This is a genomic window from Klebsiella planticola, assembly GCF_000783935.2.
Lineage (GTDB): Bacteria > Pseudomonadota > Gammaproteobacteria > Enterobacterales > Enterobacteriaceae > Klebsiella > Klebsiella planticola.
In genome coordinates this window covers 630,436-650,924 of record NZ_CP026047.1, presented here as the reverse complement: position 1 = coordinate 650,924, position 20,489 = coordinate 630,436, and the positions used below count along the sequence as shown (strand labels likewise).

The 20,489-nt window shown below is 55.3% G+C and carries 17 protein-coding genes; 14 read left to right on the top strand and 3 right to left on the bottom strand.

Features of this window, described 5'->3' with window-relative positions:
* Positions 1-31 precede the first annotated feature (31 nt).
* From relA to eno, 4 genes are all read left to right on the top strand, one after another.
* Positions 32-2,269, top strand: a complete 2,238-nt coding sequence (gene relA / locus MC50_RS03070; RefSeq protein WP_032690950.1) for a GTP diphosphokinase — start codon at positions 32-34, stop codon at positions 2,267-2,269.
* A 136-nt stretch (positions 2,270-2,405) separates the two neighbouring features.
* Entirely contained in the window at positions 2,406-3,197 is a 792-nt protein-coding gene (gene mazG / locus MC50_RS03065) for a nucleoside triphosphate pyrophosphohydrolase (RefSeq protein WP_032690951.1), read from the top strand.
* 223 nt (positions 3,198-3,420) lie between these two features.
* Entirely contained in the window at positions 3,421-5,058 is a 1,638-nt protein-coding gene (gene pyrG, locus MC50_RS03060; RefSeq protein ID WP_032690952.1) for a glutamine hydrolyzing CTP synthase, read from the top strand.
* A gap of 80 nt (positions 5,059-5,138) precedes the next feature.
* Positions 5,139-6,437 carry a phosphopyruvate hydratase gene (gene eno / locus MC50_RS03055; RefSeq protein ID WP_004124327.1) on the top strand — a complete coding sequence of 433 codons (1,299 nt, stop codon included), beginning with the start codon at positions 5,139-5,141 and terminating at the stop codon, positions 6,435-6,437.
* 80 nt (positions 6,438-6,517) lie between these two features.
* Here eno and MC50_RS03050 read toward each other — a convergent pair whose 3' ends face one another.
* A complete protein-coding gene (locus MC50_RS03050) occupies positions 6,518-7,627 on the bottom strand; it encodes an SDR family oxidoreductase (protein WP_032696756.1) in 1,110 nt (369 codons plus the stop codon).
* A gap of 512 nt (positions 7,628-8,139) precedes the next feature.
* Between MC50_RS03050 and queE the strand changes: the two genes are divergently transcribed.
* On the top strand, positions 8,140-8,811 hold the full coding sequence (gene queE / locus MC50_RS03045; protein WP_032690954.1) for a 7-carboxy-7-deazaguanine synthase QueE: 672 nt from the start codon (positions 8,140-8,142) through the stop codon (positions 8,809-8,811).
* A gap of 77 nt (positions 8,812-8,888) precedes the next feature.
* On the opposite strand, the gene queD is transcribed toward queE, so the two are convergent.
* Entirely contained in the window at positions 8,889-9,251 is a 363-nt protein-coding gene (gene queD / locus MC50_RS03040; protein ID WP_004866969.1) for a 6-carboxytetrahydropterin synthase QueD, read from the bottom strand.
* A 319-nt stretch (positions 9,252-9,570) separates the two neighbouring features.
* Here queD and cysJ point away from each other — a divergent pair, with 319 nt between their 5' ends.
* The 3 genes from cysJ (at position 9,571) to cysH (ending at position 13,912) form a co-directional block, all read left to right on the top strand.
* Entirely contained in the window at positions 9,571-11,370 is a 1,800-nt protein-coding gene (cysJ, locus tag MC50_RS03025; RefSeq protein ID WP_032696757.1) for an NADPH-dependent assimilatory sulfite reductase flavoprotein subunit, read from the top strand.
* Entirely contained in the window at positions 11,370-13,082 is a 1,713-nt protein-coding gene (cysI, locus tag MC50_RS03020; protein ID WP_032690956.1) for an assimilatory sulfite reductase (NADPH) hemoprotein subunit, read from the top strand. The genes cysJ and cysI overlap by 1 nt, the downstream gene beginning before the upstream one ends.
* A 95-nt stretch (positions 13,083-13,177) precedes the next feature.
* Positions 13,178-13,912, top strand: coding sequence for a phosphoadenosine phosphosulfate reductase (gene cysH / locus MC50_RS03015; protein ID WP_047663424.1), 735 nt, complete (start codon positions 13,178-13,180; stop codon positions 13,910-13,912).
* Positions 13,913-13,989: 77 nt separating this feature from the next.
* On the opposite strand, the gene MC50_RS03010 is transcribed toward cysH, so the two are convergent.
* Entirely contained in the window at positions 13,990-15,033 is a 1,044-nt protein-coding gene (locus MC50_RS03010; protein ID WP_102990868.1) for an aminopeptidase, read from the bottom strand.
* Positions 15,034-15,280: 247 nt separating this feature from the next.
* Here MC50_RS03010 and cysG point away from each other — a divergent pair, with 247 nt between their 5' ends.
* From cysG to ftsB, 6 genes are all read left to right on the top strand, one after another.
* On the top strand, positions 15,281-16,687 hold the full coding sequence (cysG, locus tag MC50_RS03005; RefSeq protein WP_165556056.1) for a siroheme synthase CysG: 1,407 nt from the start codon (positions 15,281-15,283) through the stop codon (positions 16,685-16,687).
* 9 nt (positions 16,688-16,696) lie between these two features.
* The gene (gene cysD, locus MC50_RS03000) at positions 16,697-17,605 is read left to right on the top strand and encodes a sulfate adenylyltransferase subunit CysD (protein ID WP_004866959.1); all 909 of its coding nucleotides are present in this window, start codon (positions 16,697-16,699) and stop codon (positions 17,603-17,605) included.
* Positions 17,606-17,614: 9 nt separating this feature from the next.
* Entirely contained in the window at positions 17,615-19,042 is a 1,428-nt protein-coding gene (gene cysN, locus MC50_RS02995) for a sulfate adenylyltransferase subunit CysN (RefSeq protein WP_032690960.1), read from the top strand.
* Positions 19,042-19,647: an adenylyl-sulfate kinase gene (cysC, locus tag MC50_RS02990; RefSeq protein WP_032690961.1), complete on the top strand. Its 606-nt coding sequence runs from the start codon at positions 19,042-19,044 to the stop codon at positions 19,645-19,647. Before cysN ends, cysC begins: the two co-directional genes overlap by 1 nt.
* 48 nt (positions 19,648-19,695) lie before the next feature.
* Positions 19,696-20,022: a DUF3561 family protein gene (locus tag MC50_RS02985; RefSeq protein ID WP_032690962.1), complete on the top strand. Its 327-nt coding sequence runs from the start codon at positions 19,696-19,698 to the stop codon at positions 20,020-20,022.
* A 140-nt stretch (positions 20,023-20,162) separates the two neighbouring features.
* Positions 20,163-20,474, top strand: coding sequence for a cell division protein FtsB (gene ftsB / locus MC50_RS02980; protein ID WP_032690963.1), 312 nt, complete (start codon positions 20,163-20,165; stop codon positions 20,472-20,474).
* The last annotated feature ends 15 nt before the right edge of the window (positions 20,475-20,489 follow it).

The following is a 20,489-nucleotide window of genomic DNA, read 5'->3' as shown; positions in this document are numbered from 1 at the left end:
TCGGCAGGCCAGGTCCCTTAAGGAGAGGACAATGGTTGCGGTAAGAAGTGCACATTTAAATAAAGCTGGTGAATTTGACCCGAAGAAATGGATCGCGAGTCTGGGAATTTCCAGCCAGCAGTCGTGTGAACGCTTAGCCGAAACCTGGGACTATTGTCGCGAGAAAACGCAGGGACATCCTCGAGCGGATCTGCTCTTATGGCGCGGCGTCGAGATGGTGGAAATCCTTTCTACGCTGAGCATGGATATCGATACGCTGCGGGCCGCGATGCTGTTCCCGCTGGCGGATGGCAATGTCGTCACCGAAGAGGTGATGCAGGAGAGCGTCGGTAAGTCCGTCGTGACATTGATTCACGGCGTGCGCGATATGGCGGCGATTCGCCAGCTTAAAGCCACCCATACCGACTCGGTCTCATCCGAGCAGGTCGATAATATTCGCCGCATGCTGCTTGCGATGGTCGACGACTTCCGCTGCGTGGTCATCAAGCTGGCTGAACGTATCGCCCACCTGCGGGAAGTCAAAGATGAGCCCGAAGATGAACGCGTGCTGGCGGCCAAAGAGTGCACCAATATCTACGCCCCGCTGGCCAACCGTTTAGGCATTGGCCAACTGAAATGGGAGCTGGAAGATTATTGCTTCCGTTACCTGCATCCCGACGAATATAAGCGTATTGCCAAACTGCTGCACGAGCGTCGCATCGATCGTGAACACTACATTGATGAGTTCGTCGGTCATCTGCGTTCAGAAATGAAAACCGAAGGCGTGAAGGCTGAAGTCTACGGCCGACCGAAGCACATCTACAGTATCTGGCGGAAAATGCAGAAAAAACACCTCACCTTTGATGAGCTGTTTGATGTGCGCGCGGTACGTATTGTCGCGGAGCGCCTGCAGGACTGCTATGCCGCACTGGGGATAGTACACACTCACTATCGCCATCTGCCGGATGAGTTCGATGATTACGTTGCCAACCCAAAACCAAATGGCTATCAGTCGATTCATACCGTGGTGCTGGGGCCGGGTGGTAAAACGGTGGAGATCCAGATTCGTACCCGGCAGATGCATGAAGATGCGGAGCTGGGCGTCGCCGCGCACTGGAAGTACAAAGAAGGTGCCGGAGCGGCGGCAGGCGGCGGACGTGGCTATGAAGATCGTATCGCCTGGCTGCGTAAGCTGATCGCCTGGCAGGAAGAGATGGCCGACTCCGGCGAAATGCTCGATGAGGTGCGCAGCCAGGTCTTTGACGATCGGGTGTACGTCTTTACGCCAAAAGGCGATGTGGTCGATTTACCTGCCGGCTCCACGCCGCTCGACTTTGCCTACCATATCCATAGCGATGTCGGCCACCGCTGCATCGGCGCCAAAATCAGCGGGCGCATTGTCCCCTTTACCTATCAGCTGCAAATGGGCGATCAGATTGAAATCATTACCCAGAAACAGCCAAACCCTAGCCGCGACTGGCTGAACCCCAACCTCGGCTATGTCACGACCAGCCGCGGACGTTCCAAAATCCACGCCTGGTTCCGTAAGCAGGATCGCGACAAGAATATTCTCGCCGGGCGGCAGATTCTCGATGATGAGCTTGAGCATCTGGGGATTAGCCTCAAGGAGGCAGAGAAGCATCTGCTGCCGCGCTACAACTTCAATGAGCTGGATGAGCTGCTGGCGGCCATTGGCGGCGGAGATATCCGCCTTAACCAGATGGTCAACTTCCTGCAGTCGCAGTTCAATAAGCCGAGCGCCGAAGAGCAGGATGCGGCGGCGCTGAAACAACTGCAGCAGAAAACCTGGGCGCCGCAGAATCGCAGCAAAGATAACGGTCGCGTTGTGGTGGAGGGCGTGGGCAACCTGATGCACCACATCGCCCGCTGCTGTCAGCCGATTCCAGGCGACGAGATCGTCGGTTTCATCACCCAGGGGCGCGGAATTTCCGTTCACCGGGCGGACTGCGATCAGCTGGCTGAGCTGCAATCGCACGCCCCGGAGCGTATCGTTGACGCGGTCTGGGGAGAAAGCTACTCCGCGGGCTACTCGCTGGTCGTCCGCGTGGTGGCAAACGATCGTAGCGGCCTGCTGCGCGATATCACCACCATTCTGGCTAACGAAAAAGTAAACGTGCTTGGCGTAGCCAGCCGCAGTGACACCAAACAGCAGCTGGCTACCATCGATATGAACATTGAAATCTACAACCTGCAGGTTCTCGGCCGCGTGCTCGGGAAACTGAATCAGGTTCCGGATGTGATTGATGCCCGCCGCCTGCACGGCGGCTAACCGCTTTTCCTCCCATGCTGACCCTCTCTCCGACGGAGAGAGGGTTTTGCGCGTCGTTTCTCCGCGAACCTCGCTGATTTTTCCCGTGTTTTATCCGGGGAAGATAAATAAAACCAATATGTTGCAAGGAATCACTATGACCCAAATCGATCGCCTGCTTGCCATTATGAAACGCCTGCGTGATCCGGAAAACGGCTGTCCGTGGGACAAAGAGCAGACCTTCGCCACCATCGCCCCGTATACCCTTGAAGAGACGTACGAAGTGCTGGATGCCATCGCCCGTGAAGATTTTGACGATCTGCGCGGAGAGCTGGGTGACCTGCTGTTTCAGGTGGTGTTCTACGCCCAGATGGCGCAGGAAGAGGGCCGCTTCGCATTTGACGACATCTGTGCCGCCATCAGCGACAAGCTGGAGCGCCGTCATCCGCATATCTTCGGCGATGCTACTGCCGGCAATAGCGCCGAAGTGCTGGCGCGCTGGGAGCAAATAAAAAGCGCTGAGCGTGCGGAAAAGGCGCAGCATTCCGCGCTGGACGATATTCCGCACAGCCTGCCGGCGCTGATGCGCGCGCATAAAATTCAGCGTCGCTGCTCGGCAGTGGGCTTTGACTGGACCTCGCTCGGCCCGGTGCTGGATAAAGTGCATGAAGAGATCGATGAGGTCATGCACGAGGCGCAGCAGGCGGTCGTAGATGAAGCTAAACTGGAGGAGGAAATGGGCGATCTGCTGTTCGCAACGGTCAATTTATCCCGCCATTTAGGGGTAAAAGCTGAAGTCGCCTTGCAGAAAGCGAACCTCAAATTCGAACGTCGTTTCCGGGAAGTTGAACGAATTGTCGCCGCCCGCGGACTGGAGATGACCGGCGTAGACCTCGATATCATGGAAGAAGTGTGGCAAGAGGTAAAACGCCAGGAAACTGATCTCTAACGAAATTTTGCGATCAAGCGCTATTTGTGTGATTTTTTAAATGACAAGCGCTTGATTTGCGTCAAAAACATTTACCCAAAAGGGGCTATTTTCTCACTCCTTATGTTTGTCATGACCTGGAAAGGAGACGGAGAATGAAAGTTTGTGGCGCTCGTCGTGTTCGGGTATACTACTTTCCCGTCCTGGTTATTCCATCGTTTCACCCTAACTTCTCAGGTTCAGCATGACAACGAACTATATTTTTGTGACCGGCGGGGTCGTATCCTCTCTGGGTAAAGGCATTGCCGCAGCCTCCCTGGCCGCTATTCTCGAAGCCCGTGGGCTTAACGTAACCATGATGAAACTGGATCCGTACATCAACGTCGATCCGGGCACCATGAGCCCAATCCAACACGGGGAAGTGTTCGTTACTGAAGACGGCGCTGAAACCGATCTGGACCTGGGTCACTACGAGCGCTTCATTCGTACCAAAATGAGCCGCCGCAACAACTTCACCACCGGGCGTATTTACTCCGACGTTCTGCGTAAAGAGCGCCGCGGTGACTATCTGGGCGCAACCGTACAGGTTATTCCGCATATCACTAACGCGATCAAAGAACGCGTTCTGGCGGGTGGCGAAGGTCACGACGTGGTGCTGGTTGAAATCGGTGGTACCGTCGGTGATATCGAATCCCTGCCGTTCCTGGAAGCGATTCGCCAGCTGGCAGTGGATATCGGTCGTGAACACGCGCTGTTCATGCACCTGACCCTGGTGCCTTATCTGGCAGCTGCTGGTGAAGTCAAAACCAAACCGACTCAGCACTCGGTAAAAGAGCTGCTGTCTATCGGTATTCAGCCTGACATTCTGGTTTGCCGTTCCGATCGTGCGATCCCGGCTAACGAACGTGCAAAAATTGCATTGTTCTGTAACGTGCCAGAAAAAGCCGTTATTTCAATGAAAGATGTCGATTCCATTTATAAAATTCCAGGCCTGTTGAAATCTCAGGGGCTGGACGATTATATTTGTAAACGATTCAGCTTAAACTGTCCGGAAGCGAACCTGGCCGAATGGGAGCAGGTGATTTACGAAGAAGCTAACCCGGCAGGTGAAGTCACGATCGGTATGGTCGGCAAGTACATTGAACTGCCGGACGCGTACAAGTCCGTGATTGAAGCGCTGAAACATGGTGGTCTGAAAAACCGCGTGACCGTTAACATCAAGCTGATCGATTCGCAGGATGTGGAAACGCGCGGCGTCGAAATTCTGAAGAATCTGGACGCTATCCTGATCCCTGGCGGCTTCGGCTACCGCGGTGTTGAAGGCAAGATCGCCACTGCGCGCTACGCGCGTGAAAATAATATTCCGTATCTGGGTATTTGCCTGGGTATGCAGGTTGCGTTGATTGAGTTCGCGCGCAACGTAGCGGGGATGGAAAACGCCAACTCCACAGAATTTGTGCCAGACTGTAAGTACCCGGTAGTGGCACTCATTACTGAATGGCGTGATGAAGAAGGCAACGTTGAAGTGCGCTCTGAGAAGAGTGACCTCGGCGGCACCATGCGCCTGGGCGCGCAGCAGTGCCAGCTGGACGACGCGAGCCTGGTTCGCCAGCTGTACGGCGAGCCGACCATCACTGAACGACATCGTCACCGCTATGAAGTCAACAACATGTTGTTGAAACCGATTGAAAATGCGGGCCTGCGTGTTGCGGGCCGTTCCGGGGATGATCAGTTGGTCGAGATCATCGAAGTACCGAATCATCCGTGGTTCGTTGCTTGTCAGTTCCATCCGGAGTTTACTTCGACGCCGCGTGATGGCCATCCGCTGTTTGCAGGTTTTGTGAAAGCGGCAAGCGAGTATCAAAAGCGTCAGGCGAAGTAAAAGAGTTAGAACGGCAATGCACCCATTCGGGTGCATTGTTTGTCTGGAGTTTTAGTTTAACTTGTACTGAGGAAAACCTAATGTCCAAAATCGTTAAAGTCATCGGTCGTGAAATCATCGACTCCCGTGGTAACCCGACTGTTGAAGCCGAAGTACACCTGGAAGGTGGTTTCGTTGGTATGGCAGCAGCTCCGTCAGGTGCTTCTACTGGTTCCCGCGAAGCGCTGGAACTGCGCGATGGCGACAAATCCCGTTTCATGGGTAAAGGCGTACTGAAAGCTGTTGGCGCTGTCAACGGCCCGATCGCTCAGGCTATCCTTGGCAAAGACGCCAAAGATCAGGCTGGCATCGATAAAATCATGATCGACCTGGACGGTACTGAAAACAAATCTAACTTCGGTGCGAACGCAATTCTGGCTGTGTCCCTGGCTAACGCCAAAGCAGCCGCTGCCTCTAAAGGCCAGCCGCTGTACGAACACATCGCTGAGCTGAACGGCACTCCGGGCAAATACTCCATGCCGGTTCCGATGATGAACATCATCAACGGTGGTGAGCACGCTGACAACAACGTCGACATCCAGGAATTTATGATTCAGCCGGTTGGCGCTAAATCCCTGAAAGAAGCCGTACGTATGGGTTCTGAAGTGTTCCACAACCTGGCTAAAGTTCTGAAAGCGAAAGGTATGAACACTGCAGTTGGTGACGAAGGCGGCTACGCGCCGAACCTGGGTTCCAACGCAGAAGCTCTGGCTGTTATCGCTGAAGCGGTTAAAGCAGCAGGTTACGAGCTGGGCAAAGACATCACTCTGGCGATGGACTGCGCAGCGTCTGAATTCTACAAAGACGGTAAATACGTTCTGGCTGGCGAAGGCAACAAAGCGTTCACCTCTGAAGAGTTCACTCACTTCCTGGAAGAGCTGACCAAACAGTACCCGATCGTCTCTATCGAAGACGGTCTGGACGAATCTGACTGGGATGGCTTCGCATACCAGACTAAAGTCCTGGGCGACAAAATCCAGCTGGTTGGTGACGATCTGTTCGTAACCAACACCAAGATCCTGAAAGAAGGTATTGAGAAAGGCATCGTTAACTCCATCCTGATCAAATTCAACCAGATCGGTTCTCTGACCGAAACTCTGGCTGCGATCAAAATGGCGAAAGACGCTGGCTACACTGCCGTTATCTCTCACCGTTCTGGCGAAACTGAAGACGCGACCATCGCTGACCTGGCTGTTGGTACCGCTGCAGGCCAGATCAAAACCGGTTCTATGAGCCGTTCTGACCGCGTTGCTAAATACAACCAGCTGATTCGTATCGAAGAAGCGCTGGGCGAAAAAGCACCGTACAACGGTCGTAAAGAGATCAAAGGTCAGGCATAAGCCCGTCTTTCTCTGATATGAAAATGCCAGTCTTCGGACTGGCATTTTTTTTACCTTTGCTTTTACCTTCGCGCCGATAATTACTTAAAGTCGACCGCCATCTGCTGCGGAATCGAAAGCCCGCGGGTGGTCTGCACGCAGCGATCGATATAATCGGTAAAGCGCGGCGGCTTCGGCATGCCCATGCTGAGCAGCTTATCGTTGCTGAAGCGTACGTTAAGGGTAGCGAAGGCGCCATAGAGGCGCATGGCTTTGAGCATCAGACGTTCATTGCAGGGGCCGAAGATATCCTTCAGTTCGCGACGCATCTTGACCAGCGTCTCATAGCTGACCTGCGCATACCTGTCGCCGACGGGCACCTGCTCCAGCGCAGAGGCCATGGCGCGATCGATCTCCGCGAATTTCACGCTATTTTCTTCACCTGCCGAAATATGCACGACTTCCCCCTGCGCAAGCTGGTTATCAAGCAGCATCATCAGCGCATCGGCGCAATAGTCGACCGGAATCACATCGATCCGGTCTTCCATGGAGCAGAGGAATTTTTGCAGCATTAAGCCCATGCTGAATACCCAGAAGATACTGCTGGAGGGCTGACAGCCGTGATGAGTATGGCCCACCACAATCGAGGGACGGGCAATCGTCAACGGAAGCGTCGGGCAGGTCTGCTGCATCAGCTGCTCGATTGTTGATTTAGAGTGGGTGTATTCGACAAGGTGTTCGGCACGCTCGCGAAACTCGGCGCTTTCCGCGACCAGAGAATCGGGCTCAGGGGAACATGACATGGCCGTACCCACATGCAGGAAGCGCTGTAGTCCGGCAACCCGGGACATACGCTGGGCAAACTGTAGGGTGCCTTCCACGTTCACCTTCCAGATGAGCGGGTTATTGCCAAAGGAGGCGACAGCCGCGCAGTTGAGCACGTGAGTCACCTGCTCCAGACGTGGGTCGCAGAGGAATTCTGCAGGGTTAGCCAAATCGCCCGCGAGAATATGTTGCGTGCCCAGCGCCGCCAGTTTCTCCTCAGAGACATTGAACTTGCGCATGTTTTCTTTGACCCGGGCAAGCGCCGCGTCATCATTATCGGCTCGAACTAAAAGCAGCAGATTCATCCCGTTATTTTGGTTCAGGATATTCTCTAAAACCGCTCCCCCCAGAAAACCGGTAACGCCTGTAATTAATAATGTATTCATGAACGCCGTCTCATCATGGTTGGTCGGCTGGATTCTAGGCGGCTGAAACTAAACGGTGAGTCAATGGAAAATGGCGAGCCGGAAGGCTTTCTTAAGCCAGAATTAAGGTTACGAACGGGCGTGAATAGTATTGGACATCTGCGGAGTGAAGAAGATTCTGTTTTTCATGTTTCCATTTGTACATATATGATTTTTATAGTTATTGTTATATTCTGAATGGTGTTGTCATCGTTGTTTAAAGGTAATTTTAAACATATTTAGTTACATCAAAAGTCGCCGTATAAAAAACGTAATACATGCAGAAATAAGTCGAGGTGATTTATTTCTCCCGTCGCTGAAGGTCTTTAAAGCCAGCGGGAAATAAAGCGGAAGAGATCGTTTGGTATTGCTCAACAGGCTATAATCTTAGTCTGATTTCAGCAACAACAGCGCGTTGATAATCGCCGCTGAGGACAAGACCTCGGCCGCTAAATCTGCGATAATGCGCGTTTCGAACCTAAACAGAGATGATTATGCAGTACCCGATTAACGAGATGTTCCAGACCTTGCAAGGCGAGGGTTACTTCACCGGCGTGCCTGCCATTTTTATTCGTCTGCAGGGATGCCCGGTTGGTTGCGCCTGGTGCGATACCAAACATACCTGGGATAAGCTTGCGGATCGGGAAGTGTCGCTGTTTAGTATTCTGGCGAAAACCAAAGAGAGTGATAAATGGGGCCCGGCAAGCGGCGAAGACCTGCTGGCGATTATCGGGCGTCAGGACTGGACCGCACGTCACGTGGTCATCACCGGCGGCGAACCCTGCATCCACGATTTAACCCCGCTGACCACGCTGCTGGAGCAGAACGGATTCAGCTGCCAGATTGAAACCAGCGGTACCCATGAAGTGCGCTGCAGCCCCAATACCTGGGTGACGGTATCGCCAAAGGTCAATATGCGCGGTGGCTATGATGTGCTGTCGCAAGCCCTGCTGCGTGCGGATGAAATTAAGCATCCGGTAGGGCGCGTGCGGGATATCGAAGCGCTGGATGAACTGCTGGAAACGCTGAGCGATGAAAAACCGCGCATCATCGCCCTGCAGCCCATCAGTCAGAAAGACGACGCCACGCGTCTGTGTATCGAGACCTGTATTGCCCGTAACTGGCGGTTATCGATGCAGACGCATAAATATCTGAACATTGCCTGATAAAAAGGCCCGGTCGCAGGCTGCGCACCGGGCCTTTCTGTTCTGCGGCCAGGAAACGTCCGCTCCCGGCCAGCGCATCATTCGCCGCGATAGATACAGCCTGCGGTACAGGTCTCTTTGATCATTACGGCGCTCAGCAGCGGCACCAGCGGTTTCATCTGCTGCCAAATCCACTTCGCCAGCACTTCGCTGGTTGGGTTTTCCAGACCAGGAATATCGTTCAGATAGTAGTGATCCAGGCGATCGTAGGTCGGTTTAAACGCGGCCTTGAGCTCGGCAAAATCCATGATCCAGCCCGTGTGGGGATCGACTTCACCGGTAATCTCCAGGCGCACCATAAAAGAGTGGCCGTGCAGGCGACCGCACTTATGACCTTCCGGTACGTGAGGCAGGTGATGGGCGGCTTCGAAGGTGAAATCTTTAAACAGGGTGGTGGACATCTTTTACTCTCAATAAGACAAAAAAACCGCCGTAGGGTACCGGAAAGCGGTTTTTTTATCATTAACTAAAACGGCCCTGAGCGAAATATCGACGTATTTGCCCACGGGTAACGTAATATCCTTTTTAATTTCATAGAGTTGATTAATCGTTTTTGTTGTTAATAACTATAACTAAAACAGGTTAGTCCATTTGGTTATTTGTTATTTCCATCCCTTCTTTAATTGTTACTATCAGCGCCGTTAACCTTACATTCTCTTCTGTTTTTGCCGCGCTGACAGGGTGCGAATAACAGCTTTGCTTACTGGAACATAACGACGCATGACGACACAGGCCCCACCTTCCAATTTGCTCCCGCTGAACCCGGAGCAACTGGCGCGCCTTCAGGCGGCCACGACAGACTTCACCCCGACTCAGCTTGCCTGGGTTTCGGGCTACTTTTGGGGCGTGCTGAATCAGCACTCCGGCGCGGCAACAGCGGTTCCTGCTCAGGCTGCAGAAATGCCGGGCATTACGCTGATTTCAGCATCGCAAACCGGCAACGCACGCCGCGTGGCTGAAGCGCTGCGTGACGATCTGATCGCCGCGCAGCTGAACGTGAAACTGGTGAACGCAGGCGACTATAAATTCAAACAAATTGCCTCCGAAAAGCTGCTGGTTATCGTGACGTCGACGCAAGGTGAGGGCGAGTCGCCGGAAGAGGCCGTTGCGCTGCATAAATTCCTGTTTTCCAAAAAAGCGCCGAAGCTTGAGGGTACCGCCTTTGCGGTATTTGGCTTAGGCGATACCTCTTACGAATTCTTCTGCCAGTCCGGGAAAGACTTTGACAGTCGTCTGGCTGAACTGGGCGGGGAGCGTCTGCTGGATCGCGTTGATGCAGACGTCGAGTACCAGCCTGCGGCGGCGGAATGGCGCGCGCGGGTTGTTGAAGTATTGAAATCCCGTGCCCCCGTTGCGGCTCCGGCCCAGGGAGCGACGAGCGGGGCGGTGAATGACATTCACTCCAGCCCGTATACCAAAGAAGCGCCGCTGACGGCGACACTGGCGGTGAATCAGAAAATTACCGGCCGCGATTCTGAAAAAGATGTGCGTCATATTGAAATCGACCTCGCTGACTCCGGGCTGCGTTATCAGCCGGGCGATGCGCTGGGCGTCTGGTATCAGAACGATCCGGCTCTGGTGAAAGAGCTGGTTGAGCTGCTGTGGCTGAAGGGTGATGAGCCGGTCACGGTTGACGGCAAAACCCTGCCGCTGGCGGAAGCGCTGGAATGGCATTTCGAGTTAACGGTTAATACCGCTAACATCGTTGAGAATTACGCCACCTTAACCCGCAGCGAAACCCTGCTGCCGCTGGTCGGCGATAAAGCGCAGCTCCAGCAATACGCCGCGACCACGCCGATTGTCGATATGGTGCGTTTCTCTCCGGCGCAGCTGGATGCCGACGCGTTAATTGGCCTGCTGCGTCCGCTGACCCCGCGTCTCTACTCCATTGCCTCATCGCAGGCGGAAGTAGAAAGCGAAGTCCATATCACCGTGGGCGCCGTTCGCTACGACATCGAAGGCCGCGCCCGCGCCGGCGGTGCGTCCAGCTTCCTGGCTGACCGCGTCGAAGAAGATGGCGAAGTTCGCGTCTTTATTGAACACAACGACAACTTCCGCCTGCCTGCTAATCCGCAGACGCCGGTGATCATGATTGGCCCCGGTACCGGCATCGCGCCGTTCCGTGCCTTCATGCAGCAGCGTGCGGCGGACGGCGCGGAAGGCAAGAACTGGCTGTTCTTCGGCAACCCGCACTTTACGGAAGATTTTCTCTATCAGGTGGAGTGGCAGCGCTATGTCAAAGAAGGCGTGCTGAGCCGTATCGACCTGGCCTGGTCCCGCGATCAACAACAAAAAGTCTATGTTCAGGACAAGCTGCGCGAGCAGGGGGCCGAACTGTGGCGCTGGATTAATGACGGTGCCCATATTTATGTCTGCGGTGATGCCAATCGTATGGCGAAAGACGTTGAGCAGACGTTACTGGACGTGATTGCCGAATTCGGCGCGATGGACGCCGAAGCGGCGGACGAATTTTTAAGTGAGCTGCGCGTTGAGCGCCGTTATCAGCGAGATGTCTACTAATGAGCGAAAAACACCCCGGCCCTCTGGTGGTCGAAGGCAAACTGGTTGATGCCGAACGGCTGAAGCTTGAGAGCAATTTCCTGCGCGGCACCATTAAAGAAGATTTGCAGGATGGCCTGACTGGCGGTTTCAACGGCGATAACTTTTTGCTGATCCGCTTCCACGGCATGTATCAGCAGGATGACCGTGATATCCGCGCCGAGCGCGCGGCGCAGAAACTCGAACCGCGCCATGCGATGATGCTGCGCTGCCGCCTGCCGGGCGGGGTCATCACCACTAAACAGTGGCAGGCGATTGATAAATTTGCCGGTGAGAACACCATTTACGGCAGCATCCGTCTGACTAACCGACAGACCTTCCAGTTTCACGGTATTCTGAAAAAGAACGTGAAACCGGCCCATGAAATGCTGCACGACGTGGGGCTGGACGCGCTGGCGACCGCCAACGACGTGAACCGTAACGTGCTGTGCACGTCTAACCCGAACGAGTCTCAGCTCCATACCGAAGCCTACGAGTGGGCGAAGAAGATCTCCGAACATCTGCTGCCGCGTACCCGCGCCTATGCGGAGATCTGGCTCGATCAGAAGAAGGTCGCCACCACCGATGAAGAACCGATCCTCGGCCAGACCTACCTGCCGCGTAAGTTCAAAACCACCGTGGTGATCCCGCCGCAGAACGACATCGATCTGCACGCCAACGACATGAACTTTGTGGCGATTGCCGAAAACGGCAAGCTGGTGGGCTTTAACCTGCTGGTGGGCGGCGGGTTGTCGATTGAACACGGCAACAAGAAAACCTACGCCCGTACGGCGAGCGAGTTTGGCTATCTGCCGCTGGAGCACACGCTGGCGGTCGCGGAAGCGGTCGTCACCACCCAGCGCGACTGGGGCAACCGTACCGACCGTAAAAATGCGAAAACCAAATATACTCTTGAGCGCGTCGGCGTCGAGACCTTCAAGGCCGAAGTGGAGCGTCGGGCGGGGATCAAGTTTGAACCGATCCGTCCGTATGAGTTCACCGGTCGCGGCGATCGCATCGGCTGGGTCAAAGGGATCGACAAAAAATGGCATCTGACGCTGTTTATTGAAAACGGACGTATTCTTGATTATCCCGGCCGTCCGCTGAAAACCGGTCTGCTGGAGATCGCGAAGATCCATCAGGGCGAGTTCCGTATTACGGCGAACCAGAACCTGATTATTGCCGGCGTACCGGAGACGGAAAAAGCGCGGATCGAAAAACTGGCGCGCGACCACGGTCTGATGAATGCGGTCACCCCGCAGCGTGAAAACTCGATGGCCTGCGTCTCCTTCCCGACCTGTCCGCTGGCGATGGCCGAAGCAGAACGCTTCCTGCCGTCGTTTATTGATAAGGTCGACGGGATCATGGGCAAGCACGGCGTGAGCGATGAGCATATCGTGACGCGCGTGACCGGCTGCCCGAACGGCTGCGGTCGTGCGATGCTGGCAGAAGTCGGGCTGGTGGGCAAAGCGCCGGGTCGCTACAACCTGCATCTCGGCGGTAACCGCAGCGGGACGCGTATTCCACGGATGTATCGCGAGAACATTACCGAGTCGGAGATTCTCGACTCGATCGACGAACTGGTAGGGCGCTGGGCGAAAGAGCGCGAAGCGGGTGAAGGCTTCGGCGACTTTACGGTGCGTGCGGGCATCATTCGCCCGGTGCTCGACCCAGCCCGTGATTTCTGGGAATAGCCCGGCATCGCCCGGTAGCGCTAAGCTTATCGGGTACTGGTTTTGTAGGCCGGGCACACGCAGTACGCCCGGTAAAACAGGCAAATGAGGTCTTTATGTCCGTACTCGATCTAAATGTCCTTAACGAATTACCGAAGGTCGATCGCATTTTGCAACTGGCGGAAACCAATAGCCAGCTGGAAAAGCTGAGCGCGGAAGAGCGCGTGGCGTGGGCGCTGGAAAACCTTCCGGGCGAATACGTGCTCTCTTCGAGCTTTGGTATTCAGGCGGCGGTGAGCCTGCATCTGGTCAATCAGGTACGGCCGGATATTCCGGTCATTCTGACCGATACCGGCTATCTGTTCCCGGAAACCTACCGGTTTATCGACGAGTTAACGGATAAGCTCAAGCTGAACCTGAAGGTCTATCGGGCGAAGGAGAGCGCCGCCTGGCAGGAGGCACGCTACGGTAAGCTGTGGGAGCAGGGCGTTGAAGGCATTGAGAAATACAATGAGATCAACAAAGTCGAACCGATGAACCGGGCCCTGCAAGAGCTGAACGCGCAAACCTGGTTTGCGGGGCTCCGCCGGGAACAGTCCGGCAGCCGCGCCACGCTCCCGGTGCTGGCCATTCAGCGCGGGGTCTTTAAAGTGCTGCCGATCATCGACTGGGATAACCGTACCGTCTATCAGTACCTGCAAAAGCACGGCCTCACATACCATCCGCTGTGGGAACAGGGCTATCTTTCGGTAGGGGATACCCACACCACCCGCAAATGGGAACCGGGGATGGCAGAAGAAGAGACCCGTTTCTTCGGCCTGAAGCGCGAGTGCGGGCTGCACGAAGGCTGAATCACCGACGACGGTTGTGCTAAGACAAAGCCCTCAGTCTGAACGACGAGGGCTTTTTCATATCGCCGGGCAGTGGATTAGCTCTGCTTTTCTGCCTTCGCCAGCTCTTTTATCAGCGGCAGCATCACCTTGACGACATCGCGGCTGCGGTGTTCGATACGACCCGGCAGCGCTTTATCAATATGCTGCTGGTTATCCAGCTGTACGTCATGCCAGCTGGTTCCTCGCGGGAAGGAGGCGGATTTGTTGCGTTGCTGAGAGCCATCTTTCTTACCCAGAGACCAGTTCGTGGCCTCCACGGACAGGACCGGGATCCCTGCGTCATCAAATATGCTGGCGTCATTACAGCAGCCGGTGCCCTGCGGATAATCATGATTGAGGCCAGGATTGGTATAGGCGGCAATCCCTTTGCTGCGCGCAATAGCCAGAGCGCGGTCTCGGGTGAGTTTGCGAATCGAGGCGGGAGTGCTGCGCCCGCTATTGAAATAGAGCTTATCGCCAACCACCAGATTATCGAGATTGATCACCAGCAGCGTATTTTTCTTCTCTGCATCGCTCATTCGCTTCAGTATATTTTGCGCGCCGAGATTCCCTTCTTCTTCACCGCTTGAAGCGATAAAGCGAATGCCATAGTGAGTGGACACATTTTTCAACCGCTCGGCCAGCTCCAGCAATACGCCCACGCCGACGGCATTATCGTCGATGCCCTGCAGGGTCAGGCCGCCAAGGTTGCGTTCTACATCAGCATCACTCATCGGCGCATAGGTATCGAGATGTGCCATCACGATGATCTGCTGGCGAGCCGCACCTTCGTGGGCGGCAATGACGGTGCTGCCGGTAACGTTTTGCCAGTTTTTCCGTTTATCCGTATTGCTGTAGATATAGCGCGCATGGAAGCTGCGGATGTCGCTTTGATAGCCCATTTGGGCAAACTGCTGACGCACATAGTCCGCCGACAGCATTTCAGCGGGCGAACCGGTCATTCTTCCGGGAAAGACAGTCGCGATATGACGAGCCTGGGTATTTGCGGTTTCGCCCATGGCGCTGAAAGCCGGGGCGGAGAAGACAAAACCTGCGCCAAGCGCCAGGGGAAGGAGGCGGCGGCACAACGCGGAAAACATAGCGGGGGTCCTTTCTCGAGGGAAAAATTTAACGCTCATAGTATGAAACTGTGACTGCGGTTAAACAATTTCATTTGCTCTTAAATAGCGGAAAAATCGCGCGTTAAGCACTTTTTGATATTTGCTTTTTCAGGTCGTTATTCTTTTGGGTAACTACTCATTCCATTTAGTAATTTCATTTGCTCTAAACAGCACCCTATAGTCGCTCTATGACTGATTGTAAGCGAGTTGTTGCAACGTGGACTATTTGCCCCTGTTTGCCGAACTGAAAGAAAAACCGGTGCTGGTTATTGGCGGCGGGGACATTGCGGCGCGCAAAATTATGTTCTTGCGCCGGGCAGGAGCCAACGTACAGGTCGTGGCGGCAGCATTATCTGCAGAGGTTGCCGCTCTGGTTGAACGCCAGGAGATTCAGTGGCGGGCCCACGCGTTTGAAGAACCACAGCTGGACGACGTCTTTTTAGTGATTGCCGCGACTGACGATGACGCGCTCAATCAGCGAGTTTCCGCTGCCGCCAACGCCCGTTACCGGTTGGTGAACGTTGTCGATAATCAGCCGCTCTGTTCGGTGGTGTTTCCCTCCATCGTGGACCGTTCTCCGCTGCTGATAGCGATATTCTCCGGCGGTTCGGCACCGGTATTGTCGCGGCTGATTCGCGAAAAAATTGAAGCGCTGCTGCCCACCAACCTGGGACGCGTCGCCGAGGCGGCCAGCTACTGGCGGCATCATATCAAAACGCATCTGACGACGACGGCAGCACGTCGGCGCTTCTGGGAGCGGGTCTTCAATGGCCGCTTTGCCAGTCTGATGATTGCCGGAAATAAAGCCGCCGCCGATAAGGTGCTGGAAGAAGAACTGCATCATCCGGAAAAACGGCTGGGTGAAATTATTCTCGTCGGCGCCGGGCCGGGCGATGCCGGGCTGCTGACGCTGCGCGGCCTGCAGGCGGTGCAGAAGGCGGACGTGGTGTTTTATGACCATCTGGTGACGCCGGAGATCCGCGAGCTGGTGCGCCGCGATGCCGAGATGATCTGCGTGGGTAAGCGCGCGGGCGAACACTCGGTGCCGCAGCATGAAACGAACCAGATGCTGGTCGAAGCGGCGCGAGAAGGCAAAACGGTGGTGCGCCTGAAAGGCGGCGATCCGTTTATTTTCGGACGCGGCGGCGAAGAGCTACAGGTGGCGGCGGCGGCAGGAATTCCATTTCAGGTGGTTCCGGGCGTAACGGCTGCTGCCGGGGCGACGGCCTATGCTGGCATTCCGCTGACCCATCGCGATTATGCCCAGAGCGTCACCTTCGTCACCGGTCATTACAAGGCCGACAGCGCCGCGCACGACTGGTCGCTGCTGGCGCAAAGCCGTCAGACGCTGGCTATCTACATGGGCACGATGAAAGCGGCGGAAATCAGCGCACAGCTGATCGCCCACGGTCGGGATAGTAATACGCCGGTGGCGGTGATTTCTCGCGGTACCCGCGCCGATCAGCAAACGATAACGGGCACATTACAGCAGCTCGAAGAGCTGGCGAAAGATGCCCCGATGCCCGCTCTGCTGGTCGTGGGCGAAGTGGTGCAATTACACCATCAGCTCGCCTGGTTTCAACAAACAACTCAAGCAGATGCGTTTAACGCCTCTGTGGTGAATCTGGCTTAAGGAACGGTTATGGACCAAAAACGACTCACTCACCTGCGGCAACTGGAGGCTGAAAGCATCCACATTATTCGCGAGGTGGCCGCCGAATTCTCTAACCCGGTGATGATGTACTCCATCGGTAAAGATTCCAGCGTCATGCTGCATCTGGCGCGTAAAGCGTTTTATCCGGGAACCCTGCCTTTTCCGCTGCTGCACGTTGATACCGGCTGGAAATTCCGCGAGATGTATGAATTTCGCGACCGTACTGCCAAAGCCTACGGCTGCGAGCTGCTGGTGCACAAAAACCCGGAAGGGGTGGCGATGGGGATTAACCCGTTTGTTCACGGCAGCGCCAAGCACACCGACATCATGAAGACCGAGGGTCTGAAGCAGGCGCTGGACAAATACGGCTTTGATGCTGCGTTTGGCGGCGCCCGTCGCGACGAAGAAAAATCCCGCGCCAAAGAGCGTATCTACTCTTTCCGCGACCGTTTCCACCGCTGGGATCCGAAAAACCAGCGTCCGGAGCTATGGCACAACTACAACGGCCAGATTAACAAGGGCGAAAGCATCCGCGTCTTCCCGCTCTCCAACTGGACCGAGCTGGATATCTGGCAGTATATCTATCTGGAAAATATCGAAATCGTTCCGCTGTATCTGGCGGCCGAACGTCCGGTGCTTGAGCGCGACGGTATGCTGATGATGATTGATGACGATCGTATCGATCTGCAGCCGGGCGAGATGATCAAAAAGCAGATGGTGCGCTTCCGTACTCTAGGCTGCTGGCCGCTGACCGGCGCGGTGGAATCCAATGCGCAAACGCTGCCGGAGATTATTGAAGAGATGCTGGTTTCCACCACCAGCGAGCGTCAGGGTCGTATGATTGACCGCGACCAGGCCGGCTCCATGGAGCTGAAGAAACGTCAGGGGTATTTCTAAGGAGCCGCCATGAACACGACCATTGCCCAACAAATTGCTAATGAAGGCGGCGTAGAAGCTTATCTGCACGCGCAACAGCACAAAAGCCTGCTGCGCTTCCTGACCTGCGGCAGCGTCGATGACGGGAAAAGTACCCTGATTGGCCGCCTGCTGCACGATACCCGGCAGATTTACGAAGATCAGCTCTCATCGCTGCATAACGACAGTAAGCGTCACGGTACGCAGGGTGAGAAACTGGATCTGGCGCTGCTGGTGGATGGCCTGCAGGCTGAGCGCGAGCAGGGCATCACCATCGATGTCGCCTATCGCTATTTCTCTACCGAGAAACGCAAATTTATTATCGCCGACACCCCGGGGCACGAGCAGTACACCCGCAATATGGCCACCGGCGCTTCCACCTGCGATCTGGCGATTCTGCTGATGGATGCGCGCAAAGGCGTGCTCGATCAGACCCGCCGTCACAGCTTTATCTCGACGCTGCTGGGGATTAAAAACCTGGTGGTGGCGGTGAACAAAATGGACCTGGTGGATTTTAGCGAAGAGACGTTTAATCGCATTCGCGAAGAGTACCTCTCGTTTGCTGAGCAGCTGCCGGGCGATGTCGATATTCGCTTTGTTCCGCTTTCTGCCCTCGAGGGGGACAACGTCGCGACCCAGAGTGCCAGCATGCCGTGGTACAGCGGCCCGACGCTGCTGGAAGTGCTGGAAACTGTTGAAATTCGTCGCGTGGTGGAAAATCAGCCGCTGCGCTTCCCGGTCCAGTTCGTTAACCGGCCCAACCTCGACTTCCGCGGTTTCTCCGGGACCGTGGCCTCCGGTAGCGTCAAGGTCGGACAGCGTCTGAAAGTGCTGCCGTCGGGCGTGGAATCCAGCGTGGCGCGGATCGTGACCTTTGACGGCGACCTGCAGGAAGCTGGCGCCGGTGAAGCGATTACCATCGTACTGAAAGACGAAATTGATATCAGCCGCGGCGATCTGCTGGTGGATGCTCAGGTGACGCTGCCTGCGGTACAGAGCGCCAGCGTGGACGTGGTCTGGATGGCCGAACAGGCGTTAGCCCCGGGCCAGAGCTATGACATTAAAATTGCCGGCAAGAAAACCCGCGCTCGCGTCGACGGCATTCGCTATCAGGTTGATATCAACAATTTGACCCAGCGTGAAGTCGAGTCGCTGCCGCTGAACGGGATTGGCCTTGTCGATTTGACCTTCGACGAGCCGCTGGTGCTGGACAAATATCAGCATAACCCGGTAACCGGCGGGTTGATCTTCATCGACCGGCTGACCAACGTCACGGTAGGCGCCGGTATGGTGCGCGAACCGCTGGAACAGCGCCAGGCGTCAGCATCAGCGTTCAGCGCGTTTGAGCTGGAGCTGAATCAGCTGATCCGTAAACACTTCCCGCACTGGGACGCGCGTGACCTGCTGGGAGGCAAGTAATGGCCCTGCATGACGAAAACGTCGTCTGGCACGCCCATCCGGTTACCCAGCAGCAGCGCGAACAGCACCACGGCCATCGCGGCGTGGTGCTGTGGTTTACCGGGCTTTCCGGCTCCGGTAAATCCACCGTTGCTGGCGCGCTGGAAGAGGCGCTGCATCAGCTGGGCGTCAGCACCTATCTGCTGGATGGCGATAACGTGCGGCACGGTCTGTGTAGCGATCTCGGTTTTAGCGATAGCGATCGTAAAGAGAATATTCGTCGCGTCGGGGAAGTGGCGAAACTGATGGTGGATGCCGGGCTGGTGGTATTGACGGCGTTTATCTCTCCGCACCGTGCCGAACGGCAGATGGTGCGCGAGCGCTTAGGCGAAGGGCGCTTTATCGAAGTGTTTGTCGATACGCCGCTGGCTATCTGTGAGGCGCGGGATCCAAAGGGGTTATACAAGAAGGCGCGTGCAGGTGAATTGCGTAATTTTACCGGGATTGATTCAGTGTATGAATCGCCGGAAAAGGCGGAAATTCATCTGGATGGTGAACAATTGGTAACAAATTTGGTGCACCAACTATTAGACCTCCTCAGACAGAGCGATATTATCAGATCCTGAAACGGCGGCGGCATTGAGATGCCGGTCGCCCGGTCAACAGGATTCGATATGCGCAATACCCAGAACATCAGTATTATTCGCTCAGAACCACCACCGGTGGCCCATGACGAGACCACCTGGTCTTTGTCAGGCGCTGCCGTGGGCTTTATTTCATGGCTGCTGGCGCTGGGTATTCCCTTCCTCATGTATGGCAGTAATACGCTTTTTTTCCTCCTCTATACCTGGCCCTTTTTTCTCGCCTTAATGCCGGTTGCCGTGGTTGTTGGGATTGCGCTGCACTCGCTGTTGAACGGTAAGCTCCTGTACAGCGTCTGCGCGACGATTTTGACCGTGGGGCTGATGTTTGGTCTGCTGTTCCTCTGGTTGTTGGGATAGTCCTTTCTGCGTATGAATCAAGCCTGGGTATCGGCGACAGAAATGTGTTACAGTCCCCGCGTTACGCGGCGTCGTCCGCGCGTCGGAGTGAAATACTCGGGCGAGTTATGGGATGATGATGCCGTTTTTCAGGGGGCAGAATGGGTAAATTAACGCTGCTACTATTGGCTTTGCTGGTCTGGCTACAGTACTCGCTGTGGTTCGGTAAAAATGGTCTGCATGACTATAGCCGGGTGAATGACGACGTCACCGCGCAGCAAGCCACTAACAGCAAATTAAAGGCGCGCAACGATCAACTCTTTGCGGAAATCGATGACCTTAACGGCGGTCAGGAAGCGATCGAAGAGCGCGCACGCAATGAACTAAGCATGACCCGCCCGGGCGAAACATTTTATCGTCTGGTCCCGGATGCGTCTAAGCGCAACCAGGGGTCGGCGCAGAACAATCGATAAACAAGCCCAGGATTA